This window comes from Pseudozobellia sp. WGM2 (assembly GCF_017810075.1).
Classification (GTDB): Bacteria; Bacteroidota; Bacteroidia; order Flavobacteriales; family Flavobacteriaceae; genus JADNYK01.
Map to the genome: position 1 here is coordinate 734,336 of NZ_JADNYK010000002.1, position 22,796 is coordinate 757,131.

A 22,796-nucleotide genomic window follows, 5' to 3' on the forward strand; every position below is an offset into this window, starting at 1 on the left:
AGGTGTGAGTATTTATTAGTTGGTACTCAACAATTGAACACCGCAAATAAAGCTAGGGGCTGTAAAAGTCGAGTTACGCACATGTTAAATGTATATTGCAATAATGTTAGTTTAACGTTATAACATTAAATGAATGTTAAGCGGTTTAAGAGATCATGTATTATCTTTATCTTCGGCCAGTTAACATAGACCAGTACCAAATGAAAAAGAAAGACATTAAAATACTATTGGTAGACGATGAGCCTGATATTCTGGAGATTATAGGGTACAACCTTACTTCGGAAGGGTATACGGTTTTTACTGCCAAGAATGGTGTAGAGGGTGTGGCGATCGCCAAAAAAAAGCAGCCTCACTTAATCATTTTAGATGTAATGATGCCTGAAATGGACGGAATCGAGGCTTGCGAGATTATTCGTGGCACAACGGGTCTAGAAAACACTATTATCGCCTTTCTAACGGCTCGCGGTGAAGATTATTCTCAAGTTGCCGGGTTTGATGCCGGGGCCGATGATTATATTACAAAACCGATTCGACCCAAAGTTTTGGTGAGTAAGGTAAAGGCCCTCTTACGAAGGCTCAAAGAAGATGCATCGCCACAGGAAGATATTGTGAAGGTGGGCAATATCGTAATAAATAGAGAAGAGTATAAAATTGTAAATAACGGTGAAGAAATCGTTCTTCCCCGTAAAGAATTCGAACTATTGGCATTGTTGACGTCTAAGCCTAGTAAAGTGTTCAAGAGAGAGGTCATTCTTGATCGGGTTTGGGGTAATGAAGTAGTGGTCGGTGGCCGTACCATCGATGTACACATTAGAAAACTTCGTGAAAAAATTGGTGAAAACCACTTTAAAACCGTCAAGGGTGTTGGGTACAAATTTGTACTCTAGCGCATATCTTTCCTTCGGTTTGACTTATTTGCGTTAATTTTGGGCTTTTGCCCACGGTGTACGACGTGGTGCAGCTAGTTATAAACTCAAAGTAAAAAATGGCCACAAAGTTAAAACGGTCGTACCGGTTTGCGCTCAGATCTTCCATCTTTATCTCTTTAGTTTTTGCGTTGGTTTTATCCGGAATTTTATTTCTGTTTAATTCCTTTGACTTGGTAATGGTCGCTATTACTGTTTTGTTGCTATTTGTGGTCGCTTTTATTGTGCTTCAAATTCGTATCGAACATTTTATTTATCGCCGCATCAAACAGATTTACGACGATGTGGCTTTGTTAGAGTCTTCTTCGTTGGTGTCGGGGCCCATTACCACCGATATGAAAACCTTGACCGAAGAAATCGAGAAATTTGCCAAAGACAAAAAGGTAGAAATCGATACTTTAAAGATTCGTGAAGAATATCGAAAAGATTTTTTAGGTAATGTTTCCCACGAATTGAAAACTCCATTATTTACGGTACAAGGCTATATAGAAACGCTGTTAGATGGTGCGATCAATGACAAAAGCGTTCGAAAGAAGTACCTGCAACGGGCCAATAAAGGGGTAGAACGTCTTATTTACATTGTTAAAGATCTCGACCTTATTACTAAACTTGAGGTGGGCGATCTTAATCTAAGAAAAGAGAAATTCGATATTATCGATCTTATTCAGAGTGTTTTCGACCTTCTTGAAATGAAAACCGAAAAAAAGAATATTGTTCTCACCTTTGATATGGATTATAGTAAACCTATATATGTATTCGGTGACAAAGACAAAATTCAACAAGTGGTCACAAACCTACTGGTGAACTCTATAAAATATGGTCATCCAGAGGGTACGACAGAGGTGAGCGTAGAAAATCTTATTAAAAATAAGGTCATTATTAGGGTTACCGATAACGGCGAGGGTATTCCTCAGCAGCATATTCCACGTCTTTTCGAACGTTTTTATCGGGTCGATAAAAGTGGTAGCCGTAGTGAGGGAGGTTCCGGTTTAGGGCTGTCGATTGTAAAACATATTATTGAAGCGCATAAAGAGAAAATTTATGTCGAAAGTGAAATAGGTGTAGGCTCTGAATTTTCATTTACCTTGGAAAAGGCCACGGACGAGGATGAAGAAGATCATTTAAAAAATATTGAAAATTGAAATTAAGAAAAGTAGTGTTGAGTGGGAAGTAAGAACAAGCTTAAGAGATTTAGAGAGAACGAAGGGTTCGACAATGTAATTCAACCTAGTAGGGAAGAAATCAAGAACGGATTTTCACTTCGAGGTAAGTGGGCAGAACATTTTGGTAATGATAACCCAATAGTTTTAGAATTAGGCTGTGGCAAAGGTGAATATACTGTAGGACTTGCCCAAAGGGATGGTTCTAAAAATTTTATAGGCATTGATATTAAAGGTGCGCGCCTTTGGAGAGGTGCCAAAACGGCCATGGAAGAAAACATGTCGAACGTTGCTTTTCTACGAACCCAAATAGAGCTGGTAGATGAGGTCTTTGCTGAAAACGAGATTTCTGAAATATGGATCACTTTTCCCGATCCCCAAATAAAATATAAGCGTACCAAACATAGAATGACCAATAAGTCATTTCTGACCAAATATCGGAGTATTTTAAAAGCGGATGGTAAAATGCACCTAAAGACCGATAGTGAATTTATGCATGGTTACACCCTTGGTTTACTACATGGTCTAGGGCTAGAGGTTACCTATGCGAACCACGATGTGTATAAAAATGAAGGAAGCCCCAAAGAAGTATTGGAGCTTCAGACATTTTATGAAAAACAGTACCTTGAAATCGGAAAACCGATTACCTATATTCAATTCAAGGTTAACTGATTATGTTGCATTTGTTGATTTTATTCTTTGCTACATTCTCAGCTGCCTTCATGGCAACGGTGCCCCCTGGTCTATTGAACATGAACGCTGCTAAAACCAGTGTAGAAAAAGGAAAGACCAACGGTATTATCTTTAGTCTCGGTGTTTCGACCGTGGTACTTATGCAGGCCACAATAGCGGTATATATCTCAAAGTTTCTTTATAAAAACCCCGAAATTATCGATTTACTCTTGAAGTTTGCGGTCGGGGTATTTGCATTTTTCACCATCTATTTCTATGTGGCGGCAAAAAAAAAGAAACGAAAAAAGCCAGAATTTGTTAAGGTCAGCAAGAAGAACAGTTATTTCAAGGGTATGCTGTTGGGGGCTGTCAACTTATTGACCATACCCTATTACAGCGGACTCAATATTATGTGGAATGCCTCTGGATGGATCAAATTTCAGGTTGCGGATATTCTTGTCTTTATTCTCGCTGCAGGTCTGGGTACTTTTGCGGTATTATACATGTATACGGTATATTTCAACAAGTTAGAGAACAAGACCAACAGATTTTCTAAGAACAGTAATTATATTTTAAGTCTATTAATGCTAATTCTTTTGGCCATAACGCTTTCGAGAATATTCTACAGATGAAACCCGAGAACAAAAATTTTTTTCAAAAAGTGTATGAGGTGGTCAGAGAAATACCTGAAGGTCGTGTTACTTCCTATGGGGCGATAGCCAAGTATTTAGGTGCCGCCCGCAGTGCTAGAATGGTAGGTTGGGCATTGAACGGGGCCGGCACGGTTGAAGGGGTGCCTGCGCATCGTGTAGTCAATAAAGCTGGTCTGCTTACGGGCAAACACCATTTCGACGGTACCAACTTGATGCAACAATTGTTAGAAAATGAAGGGGTTAAGGTAGTTGATAATCAAATCATTAATTTAGAAAAGCACTTTTGGGATCCCTTTAAAGAGCTGGGTTAGCTTTATTTTAATCAAAAGTCAACGTAAAAATGGTCTGCTGGCCCGAAGTTACTTGAATAGTGCCGCGGTGCAACCTCATAATTTGCTTAGAAAGACTTAACCCTATACCGGTACCCGTATTTTTGGTGGTAAAGAAAGGAACGAAAATCTCATCGATAAGGTCAGAAGGTATCCCTGGGCCATTGTCCCAAACCTGTATGAATTTCTTATCTTTTTTATCGACACCGGCCAAAAATTTTATTTTGCCATCTTCTTGAGCCGCAAGCGATTGTTTTGCATTTTTACCCAAATTCACCAAAACTTGAGTGATTTGCTTAACATCGATAAAGAGTTCTAAATCTTTAGGAGCGACCAAGGTCTCAATTTTAAAATGTTCGATTTTCGATTGCTCTTCTAATAAAAGGCTAACTTTTTCTAATAACTTAGAGGCAGGTACAAGCTCTCTGTCAGGTTCTGGTACGCTAAGAAATTTTCGATACGACTGTACAAAATTCATCAAGTCGTTGCCCTGTTCGTGAATTACTTCGAGGCCCTTAACCGTACTCTTCAAATGTCGTTCGGGCAAATCTTTCCCTGCTATTGAAGTTTCCCCCAGTTGGTAATACTTCAGAATAGATTCAGAAATTGAGGTTATTGGTGTAATGGTGTTCATGATCTCATGGGTGAGCACACGAATCAGTTTCACCCATGAGTCGGTTTCGCGCTCATCTAACTCTTTGCGAATGTCTTGTACGACCACCAATAAATGAGATTGTTCTTCAACATTTACAGCGGTTGCTTTTATCGCAAGCTCGGTTTTTTCACGTTCATTGGTCAATTGATGTATACTGCTGTCAAAGGGTTTTAGGTCAGCGAATTTTGAGTATAGACTTTCGTCGATTTGTTTTAATTGTTTAACATGGTTCAAGGGGTGGTAATTCAGTAATTTCTCTATGGTGGGATTGGCATAGAGAATATGGCCTTTTGAGTTGATGGTCATAATACCAATATCGGCCTGCTTAAGAATTTCTTGGTAAAATTGTTCTTGGGCCTGTTTTTTTAGGTGGATATCTTGAATCAACGAATTCAACATATTAAGGCTATGGTTCAGCTCTTTCAATGATTGCACGCTAAGCTTTTCAGGAAATCGAAGGGTAAAATCCTCATTTTTTATGGCATCAAAGAAATAAGCAATCTTTCGGTTGGTCTGATTGACATAATAGATGAGAAAATAGGTTTGTAAAACGAGCAAAAAAAGAATGACAAAAGAAAGTATGTAGCGTTCGCTAAAAAACAGAAAACCTGCCAAGAGTGCGGTAAGGGTAATTAGTATGATTCGTAGAACCAATTGTATGTAAATATGTTTACTGACCATTTTTGTGCACTTACTTTCCTGTTTTTTTAAGTTTATTGTAAAGTGTCTGCCTTGAAATTCCCAACTGTTCCGCTGCCGCACTATAATTTCCTTCGTTTTGTTCAAGAGCATTATTGATCATAAAGAGTTCCATCTCTTCTAGGGTTGAAGGTCCGCTTAAATTTGATGAGACCGTGGTCTTGTTGCTAAGTAAAAAATCTTCCGGTTTCAACACATTTCCCTCAGATAAAATAACCGCTCTTTCTATGGTATGTAAAAGCTCTCGAATATTCCCCGGCCAACTATAACTTAATAACTTCTCTTGGGCAGATTGATTTATTCGTAACCCGGGCTTTCCATATTTTGAAGTAAACTTTTTAAGGTAGAAATCCGATAGAACCAAAATATCTTGATCTCTTTCTCTCAGGGCCGGTACTTCAATTCGTATGGTGTTGATACGGTATAACAAATCTTCTCTGAAAAGTCCGTCTGCCACCATTTGGTCCAAATTCTCATTGGTCGCACAAATTAATCGAATATCAACGGCAATAGGCTTATTAGACCCTACGCGTACAATGGTTCTGTTCTGAATGGCGGAGAGCAACTTGGCCTGTGCCTGCAATGAGAGGTTGCCGATTTCATCTAGAAATAAGGTGCCCCCATTAGCTGCCTCGAATTTTCCGGCCCTATCTTCCTTAGCATCGGTAAAAGAGCCCTTGGTGTGCCCGAATAGCTCACTTTCAAAGAGATTTTCTGAAATCGAACCCATATCAACAGATATGAAAACTTCGTTGTTTCGGCTCGAAAGCCTATGAAGTTCTCGTGCAATCAGTTCTTTTCCGGTACCGTTTTCTCCCGTTATCAAAACGTTGACATCGGTTTTCGCCACTTTCGAAACTAGCTTCAGTACTGAATTTAGAGCTTTTGAATTGCCAATAATGTAGTTCTTGCCTTGGTTGATGACCTGCTTTAGACGACTTTCTTTTTGTTTGAGTTCGGTGACCTCTTGCTTTGATTTTCTGAGTTCATAGGCTGACTTAACTGTGGCCAAAAGCTTATCATTGTTCCAAGGTTTAAGTATGAAATCTGAAGCGCCTTCTTTTAACGCCTTCACGGCCAAGTCAACGGCCCCATAGGCCGTCATCATTATTACTGAAGTTTGGGGCGCCTTTTTTTGCAGTTCACGTAACCAGTAAAGTCCCTCATTGCCCGTATTTACCCCGGCAGAAAAGTTCATGTCGAGCAGCACAATATCAATATCATTTAACTTGGGGAATGAAGTAATTTGATTGGGGTTCGAAATGGTCTGAATATTTTTGTATTCAAACTGTAACAGAATTTCAAGGGCGCTAAGTACACTCTTGTTGTCATCAATAATTAATATGTTCGCTTCAACCATCGGTTATTAGTGCTAGAGGCTTTACCAATTAAGATTAAAACTACAATTCGAATTTTACAAATTTTGAACACTGTCAAAAAATTTGACATTTGTTGTATATATATTTTACAGTTTGAAATCATTATCTTCATTTTGATTATTGCAATCATCTGATTTATAGTTTTTTAATTAGTTGGCACGGGAATCGTATTAAGTTTGGCACACCAACAAGATTATGATTCAATTATTTAGATTTTTAGTTTTAGTTATTCTGCTCATCACTGCCAAGCTAACGGCGCAAGAAGTTTATACGCTAGATGAATGTGTGGCCTATGCCTTAAAAAATAACCTGCAACTGAAAGATTTTACCTATAACACCGATGCCAACCGGGAAAGCTATCGTCAATCAATTCGAAATTTGCTTCCTACGGTTACGGGATCGGGTAATTACGTAATTAATTTTGGTCGTAGTACCGACCCTTTTACCAATGATGTTGTAACCACCGATTTCTTTTCCAATCGATATACCTTAGAGAGTTCGGTCGATTTGTTTAGGGGTTTTCAAAAGCTGAATAATATTAAGGCTACGAAATTTCTTTATAAGGCAACTCAAGAAGAAAATTTGCAGCAACGGTATTTACTCGCTTTTCGAGTAATGCAGGCCTTTTACGATATTAAATTTTTCAAGGGCCTTGTGGCCATTTCAGAAGAACAGATGTCTGTATCTCAAGCCAACTATGATTTGGTCGCCAAACAAATCGAGTTAGGGCTCAAAGCCGGTGCAGACCTCTATGAGGCCGAATCTTTATTGCTGACCGATAAACTGAATCTCACTCAAAGTGAAAACCAATTGGTAGCTGCTAAATTGCAATTGATTCAAGAAATGAACTTAGAAGGTGCGAGCGATATAGAAATACAAGAAAATCTAAGTTTTGATGATTCAGCTCAAGAAAGCCAGCCTATGCAATCGGATTCTATTTTTCGTGAGGCGCAAGAGTTTATGCCCATGCTTAAGGCACAGCAACTACGAGTAAAGGCTGCCAAAAAAAGATTGGCTGCGGAAAGAGGTGGGTTGTACCCATCATTGGCATTATTTGCTGGTACCTCTACCGGTTATTTTGAAACAACAAGAGATTCTTTAGGGGTTACAGTACCTTTTAGAGACCAGTTTCGAGACAATACTTCCCAGTTTATCGGGGTGAGTCTAAATGTTCCTATCAGTAATGCTTGGGCCACACGCTCTCAAATAAAACAGCAAAAAATAGAAAGGTCTAGGGCGGAAAATAACCTCAAAGTTCAACAGCAAGTGATTTTTCAGGCCATTCAACAGCTGGTGCAAGAATATGAATCTTTAGAAATACAGCGAGAACAAAGCACTCAAAAAGTACGGGCACAAGAATTGGCTTTTACCATCGCTCAAAAGAGATATGAAAAGGGACTTATAAATGCCTTAGAGCTGTTTACCGCAAAGAATTTGTTCGCAAGCGCCCAAAACGAGAACTTACAGGTACGGCTTCAGTCGGAAATCAATAAAAGCACATTGGATTTTTACCGCGGACTACCCGTTTTTGACATTCAATAAAAGCAACTAACCACGATAATAAATATATAATGGATATACAATTAGAAAAGAAAAAAGGATTACGGCTCAAACATTACGGTTACATTGCCTTGGGCCTGCTGCTGCTTTTTGTGGGATACCAACTGCTGTTCGCCAGTTCGGTATCTACTTTTCGAACCGATAAAGAAAAACTTTCCGTAGCTGCGGTAACCGAAGGAAAATTTGATGACTATATCACGATCAGCGGCAACGTTGCACCGATTGCCACGATTTATATGGATGCCTATGAAGGTGGCCGAGTTAGCGAAAAATTGATTGAAGAAGGGGCAATGGTCAAAAAGGGCGATATTATTTTGAAGCTTGAAAACATGAATTTGTATGAGCAAATTTTAGCGAGCGAAAGTAACCTTGCACTCAAACAAAATGATTTAAGGTCTACCAAGTTGACGTTTGATTCCCGCCAAGTGGAAGGTAGGCGCTCTCTCGCAACCGCAAGTACAGATTTGCAACGTCTAAAGAGAAATTTTGAACAGAATAAGGCTCTTTATGACGAGGAACTTATTTCGAAAGAAGAGTATTTACTGTCCAAAGAAAATTTTGAGCTTTCCCAAAAACAGTATGACATTGTAAAGCTACAAACGGAGCAAGACGATGAACTTAGAAAAACATCGCTTACAGGTCTTGATGCCGATTTGAACCGAATGCAAAAAACATTGGGTATGGTCTACCAGCGATTAGACCATCTAAATGTACGGGCCCCTGCCGATGGGCAATTGGGGTTTCTTGACGCCGAGATTGGCCAAAGTATATCTCAAGGTGAAAGGATAGGACAGATTAATGTGTTGACCGATTATAAGATTGAAGCCAATATAGATGAGCATTACATCGACCGGGTCAAGAGAGATCTTGTTGCGGTGTTGGAAAGAAATGGTAATCAGTTCCCGTTGCGGGTAAGAAAAGTATATCCTGAAGTTCGTAACGGCAGGTTCAAAGTAGATTTGGTCTTTACCGAAGAGAAACCAGAGACCATTCGCTCTGGGCAGAGTTATAATATTCGATTACAGTTGGGTGAATCTAGTGATGCCTTATTGTTGCCCAAAGGAAGTTTCTTTCAAAGCACAGGCGGACAATGGATTTTTGTAGTTGCTCCGGATGGTGATGAAGCTATGAAGAGAAATATTAGAATCGGAAAGCAAAACTCTAGATATTATGAGGTGCTTGAAGGTCTTGAAGCTGGCGAGAAGGTGATTACCAGTAATTATGATTCCTTTGGGGAAGCCGAAAAAATTGTATTAAAGTAAGCCGAAAACTGTCACTAAGCTATTAAATGATAGTCTTTTATAATAACAACCTAAAATCAATCAAAAAATGATACAGATACAGAATCTAAAAAAGAGCTTCAGAACCGAGGAGGTGGAAACCTTGGCCTTGAACAAGGTGAATTTGAAAGTCGAAGAAGGCGAATTTGTGGCCATAATGGGGCCGTCGGGCTGTGGTAAATCTACATTGCTGAATATTATAGGCATGTTGGACAACCCTACCGAGGGTAGCTACAATTTTGCAGGGCATGAGGTAAGCAACCTTAAAGAGAGACAACGCACCGAATTAAGAAAGGGTAATTTAGGTTTTGTATTTCAGAGCTTCAACCTTATTGACGAGCTTACCGTTTACGAAAATGTTGAGTTGCCCTTGATTTATCTTAAAATGGATAAAAAAGAGCGTCGTGAAAAAGTACGTGTGGTTTTGGAGCGTATGAAAATTGCCCATCGAGAGAAACATTTTCCACAACAATTATCAGGGGGCCAGCAACAACGTGTGGCCATATCTAGGGCAGTCGTTACCAACCCGAAATTGATACTTGCCGATGAACCTACGGGTAATCTAGACTCTAAAAATGGCATCGAGGTCATGAACTTGCTGACTGAGCTGAATCAAGAAGGCACCACTATCGTTATGGTTACACACTCAGATAGAGACTCGCATTATGCACATCGGGTGGTCAATTTATTCGATGGCCAAATCGTAACCGAAAGCCAAAATAGAGCTATAGGAGCCATGATGTAAAAGGAGTTTATTCATCAATCAAGCAGCCTCTAATCAAGGACAAACGTCAACAGAATCAATCTAAAAACAGCAGTCATGTTCAAAAACTATTTAAAAATAGCGTGGAGAAACTTAAAACGGAATAAGGGATATTCAGCTATTAATATCGGGGGTTTGGCTTTGGGTATGGCTGTGGTAATCATGATCGGTCTTTGGGTCATCGATGAATTTACATTTAACAAGTACCATACAAACCATGATAAAATCGCTCAAATTTATAATCGAGGGCAGAACTTGACTACCGGTGAAATAGGTACATTTAACTCTACTTTATATACCATGGGAACTGTTATAAAGGAGAATTATTCCGATTACTTCGATCACGTTTTACGCTCGACTTGGGGTGGTGATTATGTACTTACTGAATCTGGGGAAAGTTTCACCCAAAGCGGGCAGTTTATTGAAAGTGGAGCTCTTGATATGTTTTCGTTGGAAATGATTCAAGGTTCTCATGCCAGTTTAGAAGAATTAAATGCCGTCGTACTATCAGAATCAGCTTCTACAGCTATTTTCGGAAATGAAAATCCCATAGGAAAATCCATAAAGATCAATAACGAAATGGATGCCGTTGTAAAGGGAGTTTATAAAGATTTGCCCAAAAATAACAGTTTTGGGTATTTAAAGTTTTTTGGTAATTGGAATTTAGTGGAGGCCAACGAACCCGAACGTTTTAAACGAATCAAAACGGTTTGGGACGATTGGTCTTTTCAGCTCTACGTGCAATTGAAACCCGGAATCGATTTTGAATCGACGAATACCGCCTTACAAAATCTATATACACAATACGGCCCTTCTGATGAACTCGAGATTTTTGGAAGACGTGGTTTGCATCCCTTTGCCTATCCGATGGACAAATGGCACTTATACTCCGAATTCGATGAGCAAGGCAAACCAACTGAGGGTCGGATCACTTTTGTATGGCTGTTTATCGCAATCGGAGCATTCGTTCTGTTCTTAGCGTGCATCAACTTTATGAACTTAAGTACGGCACGTTCCGAAAAACGCTCGAAGGAGGTAGGTATTAGAAAAACGCTTGGTTCTAAAAAGAAGCAGTTGGTACTTCATTTTTTGAGTGAATCGCTATTGATTTCCAGTTTGGCAACGGTATTGGCTTTTTTATTGGTACTGTTATCCCTTCCTTGGTTTAACGACCTTGCCGGAAAAGCAATGGAAATCCCTTGGGCAAATCCAGTTTTTTGGTTGGCCATAGTATTTACCATACTCATCACCGGTCTATTGGCAGGTAGTTACCCGGCGTTATATCTTTCCTCTTTCAGACCGGTCAAAGTTTTAAAGGGCACCTTTAAGGCTGGTCGTTACGCAACCGCTCCAAGAAAGGTGCTGGTCGTGTTTCAATTTGCGGTCTCCATAATGCTAGCCGTGGGTACCGTCATTGTCTTCAATCAGATTGAATTTACTAAAGACAGGCCACTTGGCTATGACCAAAATAATTTGATATCGGTTCCGATGAATAATCCGGAATACGCCGGTAAGTACGATTTGCTTCGTGCCGAACTGAAGAATACAGGTGCAGTTGAAGAAATGACTCAATCATCTTCGCCCTTAATGGGTGTTCACAGCAACGGTGGAGGAGGTCTTAATTGGGTTGGCAAAGATCCCGAATTGTCACCTGATTTCGGAATTCTAAGAGTTACACATGACTATGGAAAAACGGTAGGGTGGCAATTTGTAGAAGGAAGGGATTTTTCAAGGGATTACGCTTCAGACTCATTGGCAATTATAATTAACGAATCAGCTGTTGCTTATATGGGGTTAGAAAACCCCGTTGGAACCTTCATTGAATTTGGGGGGCCTAACCGTGCACAGATAATCGGGGTAACAAAAGATATGGTAATGCAATCGCCTTACGAGCCTGTAAAACAAGCCTTTTTTTATATCGATTATGATAATGTAAATCATATAAACATCAAGTTAGAACCGGAAACAAGTATAAGTTCTGCCATTTCTAAAATAGAGACCGTATTTGCCAAGGTAGTGCCCTCCGCTAAATTCGATTACAAGTTTGTAGATCAAGAATATGCTGTCAAATTCGAGTCGGAACAACGTTTAGGAAGATTGGCGGGGGTATTTACGTTCTTGGCCATTCTTATAAGTTGTTTGGGTCTTTTTGGTCTAGCCTCTTTTGTAGCTGAACAACGCACTAAAGAAATTGGCGTGCGAAAGGTCTTGGGGGCATCTATGCTGAATTTATGGAGAATGCTGTCGAAAGACTTTGTTTTACTGGTATTGATTTCATGCACAATTGCAATTCCCCTCATCTATCATTTTATGCATCGATGGTTACAAAACTATGAATACCGTATGGTAATCTCTTGGTGGGTTTTCGGGTTGGCTATTGGTGGGGCGTTGCTTATTACGCTATTAACCGTGAGTTTTCAAGCGATTAAAGTGGCCAGTGTTAACCCTGTAAAAAGTCTAAGAACAGAATGAAGTTGTATACTTTGTCCCTTAGTGCGCAGTCTAGAGGTCATTGGTTTAAGACAAATTTTATACAGAATTAGAGTTGAGGTACTCGAACAGACATAAATAAAAAAGATCATCATGTTAAAAAACTATATAAAAATCGCTTGGCGAAACCTGCTGAAAAATAAACAGCAGACTATCATTAATCTCTTGGGCCTTACCATGGGTACAGTTAGTTGCTTGGCCATTCTTCTGTATGTCTTTGCGCAGTTGGGCTATGACAAACATCACGATAATGCCGATAGTCTTTACCGTGTTGAAACGGTCATTGAACGCGATGGCCAAGAGCCTTTTGACTCGTCAACTTCATCACCACCCATCGCTTTTGCTATGAAAGAAGATTATCCTGAAGTAGAGGAAGCTACCAGAGTAGTGCTAACCGACGTTTTCTATAGTATGTTGATGCGTGCCGCCGATAGCGAAGACTCGTACTACGAATCTCGGGTCTATATGGCAGATTCCACCTTTTTTAAGGTTTTTGATTTCAAATTTTTGAAAGGTGATAAGACAACTGCACTCAATGAGCCCAATGCAGTAGTGCTTTCGTCTAGTTTGGCCGATAAACTTTTCGGGCAGAAAGAGGTTTTGAACAAAGCTATTGTTTGGGGAAGCGGTGATGGAGCACTTACGCTAACGGTAAAAGGGGTTTTTGATGAGAAGGCCCAAAAGTCACACCTCAACCCTAACTACTTGGTAAGTATGGGCACCCCCGGGATGGGCACCTTCGTCCAGAATTTTGACAATTTCGCTACCAACAACTTTGTGCATAGTTATGTGAAATTGGATCCCAACGTTAATGCCTCCCAATTGGAAGCGAAATTACCGGGGTTTATACAAGAAAGGGCTTCCGAAGATTTGAAGAGTGCTGGAATGGGCAATAAGATTTTAGAACTGAAAAAAATAAAAGACATTCATTTGTACAGTGAGGGTAGAAGCAACCAACTGGACAAAGTTTCTGATATTACCTTTCTATATTTTCTGTTGAGCTTGGCCTTTTTTATTCAGTTGGTGGCCTGTATTAACTTTATAAACCTCAGTACGGCCAGAGCAAGTAAAAGGGCTCGTGAAATAGGGGTTCGTAAGGTTGTAGGTGCCGGAAAAAATGCCTTAATGCGGCAGTTCTTGGGCGAGTCGCTGTTAATGTCACTTTTTGCGATGCTTATCAGCATACCCATCGTAATTCTTTTACTGCCAATTATAAATGACCTGACTCAAGAATCTTTGACCTATTTGCATCTATACCAATGGCAGATTGTGTCACTTTTGTTGGTGATAGGAGTTGTTACGGGCTTGGCGGCCGGTATTTATCCTGCCATTATCCTTTCTTCCATTAAACCGGTCAAGGCACTTAAAAGTGCTACTGTTCTACAATCTGGTAGCGGAAATTTCCGGAAGGCCTTGGTCGTATTTCAGTTTGTGGTCTCTATCGGACTTGTCGCAACGGTAATCATTATTTCCCAACAATTTAAATTCACCCAGACCAAAGATTTGGGCTATAAAAAAGACAACCTAATTGCTTTAAGAATCGGTACGGAAGAAGCTTCCAGCAAGTTTGAATCCTTAAAATCATCTTTTTTAAACATTCCAGGGGTGACCAGTGTGGCGAGTGGTAATTATGCCCCTTCGGAAATGATTTTGGCCGACAACGGTTTTTACCTTCCCGGAGGGAACAGCGAAAACAGAACGGTGGTAAAAAGAAATGGAGTGAGCGATGGTTATTTCAAAACTATGGGTATATCCATTTTGGAAGGACGTGACTTTACGGCGGCCGATACCGTTGACCAAATTATTGTAAATGAGGCTACTTTAAAAGCTTTTAATATAAAACTTGAGAATGCTTTGAGTAGTACCTTACTTCAAGGCACAGATGAAGAAACCTTTGAAATGCGCATCATAGGTGTGGTGGCAGATTATCATTTTGCATCCCTTCGGGAAGAGATTCAGCCCCTGTTTCTTCATAAGGAAACGGAACCCAATTGGCTATTCTTGAAAACCAATACGGATAATTATGGAAGCCTACTTGCAGGAATGGAAGACCAATGGAAATCTACCGTAAGCAACGTGCCCTTCGATTACCGTTTTGTGTATAAGGAAGTAGAGCGTCTCTATGATGAGGAAAAGCGATTGGGACTCATTTCCGTGGCATTTACCTTTTTGGCGATATTCATTAGCTGTTTGGGCCTATTTGGATTGATTTCATATGTAACCGAACAAAAGAAAAAAGAGATAGGAATTCGGAAAGTATTGGGAGCAAGTGTGCATTCAGTAGTGCAATTGCTGACAAAAGACTTCGTGAAACTGGTGCTGATAGCCTTTTTGATTGCTTCACCCATAGCTTATCTGTTGATGTCGCGCTGGTTGGAAGGTTTTACGTACCGCATTGAAATTGAATGGTGGGTATTTGTGCTAAGTGGCGGTTTTGCCCTAATGATTACCCTATTAACGGTGGGCATGCAGTCGTTGAGGTCTGCGGTGGCGAATCCGGTGAAGAGTTTACGAACGGAGTGAATCTATAGTTAAAAGTTATGAGTTACTAGTGAGACGTTAAATGATACTTTCTCCCTTACGAACAACGAACTGTCACATCGAGCGCAGTCGAGATGAAAGAACAACGAACAACAATAAACCATAAACCATAAACCAAAATGGTCAAAACTTATCTAAAAATGGCATTCCGGGGCTTTAAGTCCGATCGCCTGTTTTCCGCGATCAACGTGGCCGGACTTTCAGTGGGGTTAGCCATTATTATTCTATTGGCACTTTATATAGCCAACGAACGCAGTTTTGATGGTATGTATGCCAAAAAAGAACGTATCCATCGGGTGCTCGTAGAAACCGATGGGGATTTTGGCTACGGCACCTGGGCCACGGCGCCTCCGGTTTTGGCGGCTACCATGCGCAAGGAAGTTATCAATGTGGAAACTGCCGCCCGTATGCTAAAACACGATTTTGGGAGCTCGGCAAACATTCGGGCAAACGAACAAAATTTCACCGAAAACGATTTGTTTTGGGTGGATATGGAGCTCTTCGATATTTTTGATATCCCTTTTCTCAAGGGAAATCCCCAAACGGCATTGACCGAACCCAATACGATAGCCCTCTCGGAAGCTACGTCACGCAAATACTTTGGTTCGGTAGACCCCATGGGGAAGACCCTTTTGGTCGATAACAACAATGAACTCACGGTCACTGGGGTGTTTGCCGATTTTCCGCCCAACAGTTCGATCAATGCCAATATGCTGGCCTCGAGCAATGGCACTTGGTTTTATGAAAACGAAGCATGGTCCAATGCCAGTTTCGAGACCTTTTGTTTGCTCAAGGACAAGGTTTCCAAAAAGACGACCATCGCCCAAATGGGCAAAATGTTGGATGCCCATACGCCCAAGGAGGAACAATGGTACAGTTTGTCCTTACAGCCTTTGGGGGATGTCCATTTATATTCTTCGGATTATGGCAATTCCTATGCCGCCCATATCGGTGATGCCGGTGAGGTGCGCACTATGGCCGTTTTAGCCTTAGTCGTATTGCTGATCGCCGCCATGAATTACATTAACCTTACTACGGCAAAATCCTTGAAACGCTCCAAGGAAGTGGGAGTCAACAAGACCTTGGGGGCATCTCGAAAAAGCCTATTGGCCCGGTTTTATGTCGAGGCGGCCACGATTACAGGGGTTTCGGTGGTTCTTGGTGCGGTATTGGCCATTTTGTTCCTGCCCATTTTCCAGAGCTTGGTGGGGCGTGTAATTAGTTTTGGCACTACCGAAATTATGCCCTTTATGGTCGGTGTTGGTTTGCTTTGGTTGGCCATTGCCTTGGTGGCCGGTGCCTATCCGGCGTTTTACCTGTCTCGTTTTGCCCCTAGGGCTGCCCTATCCAATGCCAATAACAGTGCGGCCAATGTAGTGTTGAGAAAGGGTTTGGTCGTAATGCAATTTGCCGTTTCGGTAATCTTGCTCGTGGGCGTACTAACCATTTATTTACAAACGAAATACATTCAAGACAAAAAATTGGGATTCACGCCAGACAATGTTGTTGCGGTTTCCGTGAACGGGATTCGGGACAAGGCCACCAAGACTGCCCTGGCCCAAGAGATTGAAAAGATGGCCGCAATAAGTGCCGTAGGCTATTCCCAAGGCTTCCCGGGAAGGGATGTAAGTGGGCGTTCGCTGCGCAAAAAACCGACCGATGAACATGGCCTGAACATCAAGACCAATGTCGCCGAGTCGTCCATTGTTGAGGTGCTTGATCTTAAATTGCTGGCCGGTACTTCCCTGCCCAAGAACAAAATGGCCACGGACACCACCATGCAGGTAGTGCTCAACAAGAAGGCCGTGGATTATTTGGGACTGTTGCCGGAAGAGGCCGTGGGCAAAGAGGTTTTTATCGGTGTGCCACAAACGGTGGTCGGTGTGGTCGAAGATTTCAATTATGAAAGCCTGCACCAGCCCATTGGAGCCTATGCCTTTCATAATGCGGCCAGCGAATCGAAGGGATATTTGTTGGCGAAGTTCAAGGGAAATGAAGAATCGGAAGTCTTGGCCATGCTCAAGGGAAAGTTTGGCCAAGTGGTGCCCTATCTTGATTTTAATTATTCGCTGTTGGACCAAAATTTGGCCAAACTCTACGAACGTGAAAAACGAACCGGACAGACGACCATGTTGTTTTGTTTGCTGGCCATTTTTGTGGCCACCCTTGGCCTCTTGGGACTTTCGGCCTACATGGCGGAACAACGTCGCAAGGAAATTGGCATTCGAAAGGTCTTGGGCGCCTCGGTGCCAAGGATTGCCCAAATGCTGACAAAAGATTTTGCTCGATTAATCATAGTCGCCCTGGTGATCGGTTTTCCGGCAGCCTATTTCTTGGCCGATACGTGGTTGCAAGGTTTTGCCTACCGCATTGAACTGAACTGGTGGGTCTTTGCCCTTTCCGGAATTACTATTTTGGCCGTGGCCATATCTACGGTGAGCTTCCAGAGCATTAAGGCGGCGGTGACCAATCCGGTGAAGAGTTTACGAACGGAGTGAATCTATAGTTAATAGTTAAAAGTTGCTTTTTTCCTTACAAACAACAAACAACAAACAACAAACAACAAACAACAAACAACGAACAACGAACAACGAACAACGAACAACGAACAACGAACAACGAACAACGAACAACGAACAACGAACAACGAAACCATCATCATCATAAAACGAAAACCATGTTCAAAATATATATAAAAATCGCTTGGAGGAGTCTTAAAAAGCAACCCTTTATCACCTCCTTAAATGTGTTCGGTTTGGCTATTGGTATGGCGGGAGCCATTTTGATAACCCTTTACATCTATGACGAACTGAATTACGACACCATGTTCGCAGATTCAGAAAGAATTTATAGAGTCAATGCCGATATAAAATTTGGGGGCGCAGAAATGAATATGGCTGAAACGGCGGCTCCCATGGCTTCCGTTTTGGAGAAAGATTTTGATCAGGTAGAAACGGTAACCCGTATACGAAATTGGGGAAGCTTATTGGTTTCAAGAGAGAACTCCAAAGACGATGGTAAAGAAGATAGGTCCGCTTACGTAGATCCTAATTTCTTTGCGTTTTTCGGTCTGCAATTTCTGGAAGGAGATGTGCAATCCGCCTTGGAAAATAGCAATGCCTTGGTGCTGACCAAAAGTACGGCCCAGAAGTATTTTAAAGATTCCGAAGCTTTGGGTAAAACCATCCGATTGAACAATGAAGAAGTCTATACGGTGAACGGCGTGGTTGAGGATATGCCCAAAAATTCATTGCTACGTGAACACACGGTTTTTATGTCCATGTTGGGTTTTGAAGACTCCCGGTCAACCCAATGGGGTAGTCATAACTACTTTACGTTTGTAAAAATGCTTCCCGGTTATTCTATTGAGAATTTTCAGGCCCCTCTGCAATCGTTGGTGTCTTCACATATGATACCTTCCGTCCAACGCTATTATCCCGGGATTACCGAAGAGTCTTTCCTGGCCTCGGGCAATTACGTTCGCTATAGTACAACGGCATTGGAAGATATTCACTTGTATTCCAATCGGCATATAGAATTAAGTCAGAACGGTAGAATTGAAAACATTTATATCCTGGCTTCCATTGGTTTGTTTTTACTCATATTAGCGAGTGTCAACTTTATGAACTTATCAACGGCCCATTCTTTAAAAAGGGCCAAAGAAGTAGGTATTCGAAAAACCCTGGGTTCAAAAAAACAAAGTCTGGTCAGCCAATTTTTAACAGAGGCGGGTCTCATCAGTTTTGCTTCTTTAGTAGTCGCATTGCTACTGGCTATTTCAGCATTGCCTTATTTTAATGAGTTGGCAGGTAAAGAAATAGCGATGCCTTTTAACAGCCCTGTTTTTTGGTTACTTCTTTTGATGGGTAGTGTTTTTCTTGGGTTGCTTTCCGGATGGTATCCTGCCTTTTTTATGTCGCGCTTTAAACCTGTGAAAGTTCTAAAAGGTAGCGGGGAGCAAAGTATCGGTGGAAGCCGGGTAAGAAGTGCATTGGTCGTCACCCAATTCGCCATTTCGGTATTTCTCATTGTGGGCACTTTGGTGATCTATCGTCAACTGCAATACATTCAAGGTAAGGATTTGGGCTATTCCAAAGAACAAGTATTGGTGCTTAATGATGTTTTTACCCTTGGTAATCAAAGACAGGCGTTCAAAGAGCGGGTCAAAAAGCTTACTTCTGTCGAAAACGCGACATTGAGCAGCTATTTGCCAACACCTTCCAGCAGAAGTGATAATTCTTATTTTGAGGAGGGAATAACCGATCAAGAGTATGCCGTACAAATGCAACGGTGGTTTGTAGACCACGATTACGCGTCTACCTTAGATTTAGAAGTCGTGGTCGGCAGGGATTTTAGCAGAGACTTTCCTACTGATTCCCTAGCTATGATTATCAATGAAAGTGCTTTGGCCAAAATGGGTAAAACGGCGGATGAGGTACTAGGAAAGAGATTTTCAAGCGATTTAGGAAATGAAGACGCTTCGTTTTACACCGTAGTTGGGGTGGTCAAGAATTTTCATTTTGAATCCCTTCGCAATGAAATTGGAGCGTGGAATATGGTGTTGGGTGATTTTTCCAATTCCATGGTGGTTAAGTTGAAACCGAGGGATTTTAGTTCGAGTATTGCCCAGATAGAAAGTGTTTGGAACGAATTGGTGCCCGGCCAGTCTTTCGACTATTATTTTATGAACGAATCTTTCAATGATACCTATCAAATGGAGCAAAGATTAGGGCATATTTTTATTGTATTCACCATTTTGTCCATCATTATTGCCTGTTTGGGACTTTTTGGATTGGCAGCTTTCAATGCTCAAAAACGTACAAAGGAAATTGGGGTTAGAAAAGTTTTGGGTGCCAGCGTAGCACAAATAACCTATAAGTTGACATTGGATTTTTTAAAGCTCGTGGGGATTTCCGTATTGGTCGCATTGCCTTTGGGTTGGTTCGCCATGAACCGATGGCTGCAAGACTTTAGTTACCGAATTGATATTCCCTGGTGGATACTTGCTTTGGCAGCATTTGTGGCGGTATTTATTTCAGTGGTTACAGTAAGTTTTCAAAGTATTAAAGCAGCGATTTCGGATCCGGTAAAGAGTTTACGTACAGAATGAAATTATTAGTGTTTCCTCCTCGAGTGCAGTCGAGAAGTCATTTAGTTCTCGACTGCGCTCGAACGTACAACATTTAAAACAAGAATCATGTTCAAGAACTATTTTAAGATAGCATTCAGAAATGCGATAAGATACAGGAGCAACAGCCTTATCAATATATCGGGTCTTGCAATAGGGCTGACCTGCGTAATCTTAATAGCCCTCTTTATGACCGATGAATTGAGCTATGACCGATTCTTTAACGATGCCGACCAGATATATAGGGTAAATATTAAAGGCAAGATGGGTGACGGTGAGTTTTATGCGGGTTATACACCCCCCCCGGCAGGTGAAACACTTGTCGAAAATTTTCCTGAAATAGAGAGCTTTACCAGAATATATAGACCGGGAGTTGATGTTCTTGAATATAGCAGTGGTAACGAAAAACAAATTTTTAATGAAAATAGAGTATATGCGGTAGATTCAAATTTTCTCGAAGTGCTCAGTTATCCCTTGATAAAAGGAGATCCTAAAAGCTGTCTTGCAGAAATCAATAGTGTGGTCATTACCAAAAGTGTCGCCCAAAAGTATTTTGGAGATACCGACCCTATGAATAAAATACTTTTCTATGGAAAAGATAGAAAACCGTTAAAGGTTACGGGTGTATTGAAAGATATGGCCAACCTACCTGCTTCTGTAAAATTTGATATTTTGATTCCGGTCAAAAACTTCGAAAGTGTAACCTACTTTAATTGGAGTTGGGTGTGGCTTCAAATGGCAACCTATGTAAAATTAAACGATAAAGCCGCTGCTGACCCCAATATTTTAAATCATCTTGAATCTCAATTTCCCGAGATGATAAAGGTACACGCTGCGAATGCGTTTGATAGAATTGGTCAGCCCTATGAAGATTTTCTAGAAAATGGAAATAAATGGAATTTGCATTTACAGCCTTTAACCGATATCCATTTACATTCTGGCGAGATAACAAGCGTAATAACTGAACAGAATAGTATTAAAAACCTGTACATATTCGGGGTAATCGCATTTTTTATAATCGTTTTAGCCTGTGTTAATTTCGTCAATTTAGCCACTGCACAAGCCTCAAAAAGAGGTAAAGAAATTGGTGTTCGTAAGGTTTTGGGTTCGTACAGAATTCAGCTTGTAAAACAATTTCTTTCAGAGGCTGTCTTTTACACGATCATTTCAACATTACTGGCAGTCTTATTGGCCTGGGCCTTGCTACCCCTTTTCAATCAGGTATCAGGTAAAACTCTCCCTTTTCAATCAATCTTTGAAGATGGCATTTGGTTGTTCGTTGTCTGTTTGAGTATTCTGACCGCACTTTTGGCAGGCATATATCCAGCTCTCTACCTTACCTCCATTAAGCCAGTCAATGTTTTGAAAGGTCTGACCGGAGTAGCAAACAATAAAAGCGGATTTATCAGAAACGGGCTCGTAGTTTTTCAGTTCACTATCGCCATTACCATGGTTATCGCAACAAGTATTGTTTACCTGCAATTAAACTATACACAGAATCGAGACCTCGGTTACGATAAAGAAAATTTAGTGATACTGCGGAACACCGAAAAGTTGGAAGGTAGCGAAGAAAGCTTTAGATCAGAAATCGCAGGGTTATCAGAAGTAAAAAGTGCTTCAATTTCTTCAGGTATGATAACTAAAGATGCCTTTGGAGATTTTTACTTTCCAGAAGCAATTAATTCGGACGATAATATTGCAAAGGATATTATTTTACAATCTTACTTGGTTGATGAACATTTTATGTCAACATTAGATTTAAAGCTTATTGAAGGGAGAGGTTTTGATTCCAAATTCAATGACTCTTTATCGGTAATAGTTAATGAAGCGGCGGCCAAAGAAATAGGATGGAATAACCCTATCGGTAGTATGATTCAATACCCAGGTGGTAAAATGGAATCGTATAAGGTGATTGGTATTTTAAAAGATTTTAATTTAGAATCACTACATAGTCACATCACGCCCTTTGCTTTGTTTTCCAATGCTTCGGAAAGTTATAATTCTGATGCTTCCTACATAACCCTAAAAATCAAATCGAACAATACAGGAAGGGTTTTAGAAGCTATCGAGAATAAATGGGCAAGCTACCAACCCGATGTTCCGTTTGAATATTCATTTTTAGATGATGATTTAAACTCCGCATACCTCTCAGATCAAAGACAGGCAAATTTGTTCGGTATTTTCTCGGTGCTAACCATATTTATTGCATGTATCGGTTTGATGGGCTTGATAGCTTTTACCGCACAGCAGAAAACAAAGGAAATAGGAATCAGAAAAGTTTTAGGAGCCAGTATTGGCGAAATCATACGCTTACTTGCTGTCGGTTTTATTAGAGTGATTGTAATTGCAATGCTGATTGCTTCACCGATCGCTTGGTATTTTATGAACAAATGGTTGCAAGACTTTGCCTATAAGATTGAGATTCCGTGGTGGGTGTTTTTATGCTCCGGTGTTATGGCCCTGGTCATAGCCATGTTAACGATGGTTTTTCAAGCTATTAAAGCCGCTACCGCCAACCCCGTAAAAAGCCTGCGCACAGAATGACTAAAAACAGCAATCAT

General features: G+C 40.8%; 15 protein-coding genes. 13 read left to right on the forward strand and 2 right to left on the reverse strand.

Annotated features, from left to right (window positions below):
- The first annotated feature begins 200 nt into the window (after nt 1-200).
- From IV512_RS06755 to IV512_RS06775, 5 genes are all read left to right on the forward strand, one after another.
- Nucleotides 201-887, forward strand: coding sequence for a response regulator transcription factor (locus IV512_RS06755; RefSeq protein WP_100869988.1), 687 nt, complete (start codon nt 201-203; stop codon nt 885-887).
- A gap of 98 nt (nt 888-985) precedes the next feature.
- On the forward strand, nt 986-2,068 hold the full coding sequence (locus tag IV512_RS06760; protein WP_209401808.1) for a cell wall metabolism sensor histidine kinase WalK: 1,083 nt from the start codon (nt 986-988) through the stop codon (nt 2,066-2,068).
- Nucleotides 2,069-2,089: 21 nt separating this feature from the next.
- The gene (gene trmB / locus IV512_RS06765; RefSeq protein ID WP_209401810.1) at nt 2,090-2,758 is read left to right on the forward strand and encodes a tRNA (guanosine(46)-N7)-methyltransferase TrmB; all 669 of its coding nucleotides are present in this window, start codon (nt 2,090-2,092) and stop codon (nt 2,756-2,758) included.
- A 2-nt stretch (nt 2,759-2,760) separates the two neighbouring features.
- Nucleotides 2,761-3,390 carry a LysE family transporter gene (locus IV512_RS06770; protein ID WP_100869985.1) on the forward strand — a complete coding sequence of 210 codons (630 nt, stop codon included), beginning with the start codon at nt 2,761-2,763 and terminating at the stop codon, nt 3,388-3,390.
- Nucleotides 3,387-3,722: an MGMT family protein gene (locus IV512_RS06775; protein ID WP_209401812.1), complete on the forward strand. Its 336-nt coding sequence runs from the start codon at nt 3,387-3,389 to the stop codon at nt 3,720-3,722. Before IV512_RS06770 ends, IV512_RS06775 begins: the two co-directional genes overlap by 4 nt.
- Nucleotides 3,723-3,729: 7 nt before the next feature.
- On the opposite strand, the gene IV512_RS06780 is transcribed toward IV512_RS06775, so the two are convergent.
- Together IV512_RS06780 and IV512_RS06785 are read right to left on the reverse strand one after the other, a co-directional pair.
- Complete coding sequence (locus IV512_RS06780; RefSeq protein WP_209401813.1) at nt 3,730-5,076, reverse strand: PAS domain-containing sensor histidine kinase; 1,347 nt, start codon at nt 5,074-5,076, stop codon at nt 3,730-3,732.
- Between the two features lie 10 nt (nt 5,077-5,086).
- Entirely contained in the window at nt 5,087-6,454 is a 1,368-nt protein-coding gene (locus IV512_RS06785) for a sigma-54 dependent transcriptional regulator (RefSeq protein WP_209401815.1), read from the reverse strand.
- A 214-nt stretch (nt 6,455-6,668) separates the two neighbouring features.
- Between IV512_RS06785 and IV512_RS06790 the strand changes: the two genes are divergently transcribed.
- The 8 genes from IV512_RS06790 (at nt 6,669) to IV512_RS06825 (ending at nt 22,779) form a co-directional block, all read left to right on the forward strand.
- On the forward strand, nt 6,669-8,015 hold the full coding sequence (locus IV512_RS06790) for a TolC family protein (RefSeq protein WP_209401817.1): 1,347 nt from the start codon (nt 6,669-6,671) through the stop codon (nt 8,013-8,015).
- 29 nt (nt 8,016-8,044) lie between these two features.
- Nucleotides 8,045-9,295: an efflux RND transporter periplasmic adaptor subunit gene (locus IV512_RS06795; protein ID WP_209401819.1), complete on the forward strand. Its 1,251-nt coding sequence runs from the start codon at nt 8,045-8,047 to the stop codon at nt 9,293-9,295.
- Nucleotides 9,296-9,362: 67 nt separating this feature from the next.
- Nucleotides 9,363-10,058, forward strand: coding sequence for an ABC transporter ATP-binding protein (locus IV512_RS06800; RefSeq protein ID WP_100869979.1), 696 nt, complete (start codon nt 9,363-9,365; stop codon nt 10,056-10,058).
- Between the two features lie 75 nt (nt 10,059-10,133).
- Nucleotides 10,134-12,548: an FtsX-like permease family protein gene (locus tag IV512_RS06805; RefSeq protein WP_209401821.1), complete on the forward strand. Its 2,415-nt coding sequence runs from the start codon at nt 10,134-10,136 to the stop codon at nt 12,546-12,548.
- A 111-nt stretch (nt 12,549-12,659) separates the two neighbouring features.
- Complete coding sequence (locus IV512_RS06810) at nt 12,660-15,089, forward strand: ABC transporter permease (RefSeq protein ID WP_209401823.1); 2,430 nt, start codon at nt 12,660-12,662, stop codon at nt 15,087-15,089.
- 137 nt (nt 15,090-15,226) lie between these two features.
- Complete coding sequence (locus tag IV512_RS06815) at nt 15,227-17,605, forward strand: ABC transporter permease (RefSeq protein WP_209401825.1); 2,379 nt, start codon at nt 15,227-15,229, stop codon at nt 17,603-17,605.
- Between the two features lie 179 nt (nt 17,606-17,784).
- Nucleotides 17,785-20,217, forward strand: coding sequence for an ABC transporter permease (locus tag IV512_RS06820; protein WP_209401827.1), 2,433 nt, complete (start codon nt 17,785-17,787; stop codon nt 20,215-20,217).
- A gap of 87 nt (nt 20,218-20,304) precedes the next feature.
- Nucleotides 20,305-22,779 carry an ABC transporter permease gene (locus tag IV512_RS06825; protein ID WP_209401829.1) on the forward strand — a complete coding sequence of 825 codons (2,475 nt, stop codon included), beginning with the start codon at nt 20,305-20,307 and terminating at the stop codon, nt 22,777-22,779.
- Nucleotides 22,780-22,796: the final 17 nt, after the last annotated feature.

Excerpts from the sequence above, each read along its gene's own strand:
- IV512_RS06770 (WP_100869985.1), top strand. The coding sequence starts at position 2,761 with ATGTTGCATTTGTTGATTTTATTCTTTGCTACATTCTCAGCTGCCTTC.
- IV512_RS06795 (WP_209401819.1), top strand. The coding sequence starts at position 8,045 with ATGGATATACAATTAGAAAAGAAAAAAGGATTACGGCTCAAACATTAC.
- IV512_RS06755 (WP_100869988.1), top strand. The coding sequence starts at position 201 with ATGAAAAAGAAAGACATTAAAATACTATTGGTAGACGATGAGCCTGAT.
- IV512_RS06820 (WP_209401827.1), top strand. The coding sequence starts at position 17,785 with ATGTTCAAAATATATATAAAAATCGCTTGGAGGAGTCTTAAAAAGCAA.
- IV512_RS06815 (WP_209401825.1), top strand. The coding sequence starts at position 15,227 with ATGGTCAAAACTTATCTAAAAATGGCATTCCGGGGCTTTAAGTCCGAT.
- IV512_RS06810 (WP_209401823.1), top strand. The coding sequence starts at position 12,660 with ATGTTAAAAAACTATATAAAAATCGCTTGGCGAAACCTGCTGAAAAAT.
- IV512_RS06760 (WP_209401808.1), top strand. The coding sequence starts at position 986 with ATGGCCACAAAGTTAAAACGGTCGTACCGGTTTGCGCTCAGATCTTCC.
- IV512_RS06825 (WP_209401829.1), top strand. The coding sequence starts at position 20,305 with ATGTTCAAGAACTATTTTAAGATAGCATTCAGAAATGCGATAAGATAC.
- IV512_RS06785 (WP_209401815.1), bottom strand. The coding sequence starts at position 6,454 with ATGGTTGAAGCGAACATATTAATTATTGATGACAACAAGAGTGTACTT.
- IV512_RS06790 (WP_209401817.1), top strand. The coding sequence starts at position 6,669 with ATGATTCAATTATTTAGATTTTTAGTTTTAGTTATTCTGCTCATCACT.
- IV512_RS06805 (WP_209401821.1), top strand. The coding sequence starts at position 10,134 with ATGTTCAAAAACTATTTAAAAATAGCGTGGAGAAACTTAAAACGGAAT.
- IV512_RS06800 (WP_100869979.1), top strand. The coding sequence starts at position 9,363 with ATGATACAGATACAGAATCTAAAAAAGAGCTTCAGAACCGAGGAGGTG.
- IV512_RS06780 (WP_209401813.1), bottom strand. The coding sequence starts at position 5,076 with ATGGTCAGTAAACATATTTACATACAATTGGTTCTACGAATCATACTA.
- IV512_RS06775 (WP_209401812.1), top strand. The coding sequence starts at position 3,387 with ATGAAACCCGAGAACAAAAATTTTTTTCAAAAAGTGTATGAGGTGGTC.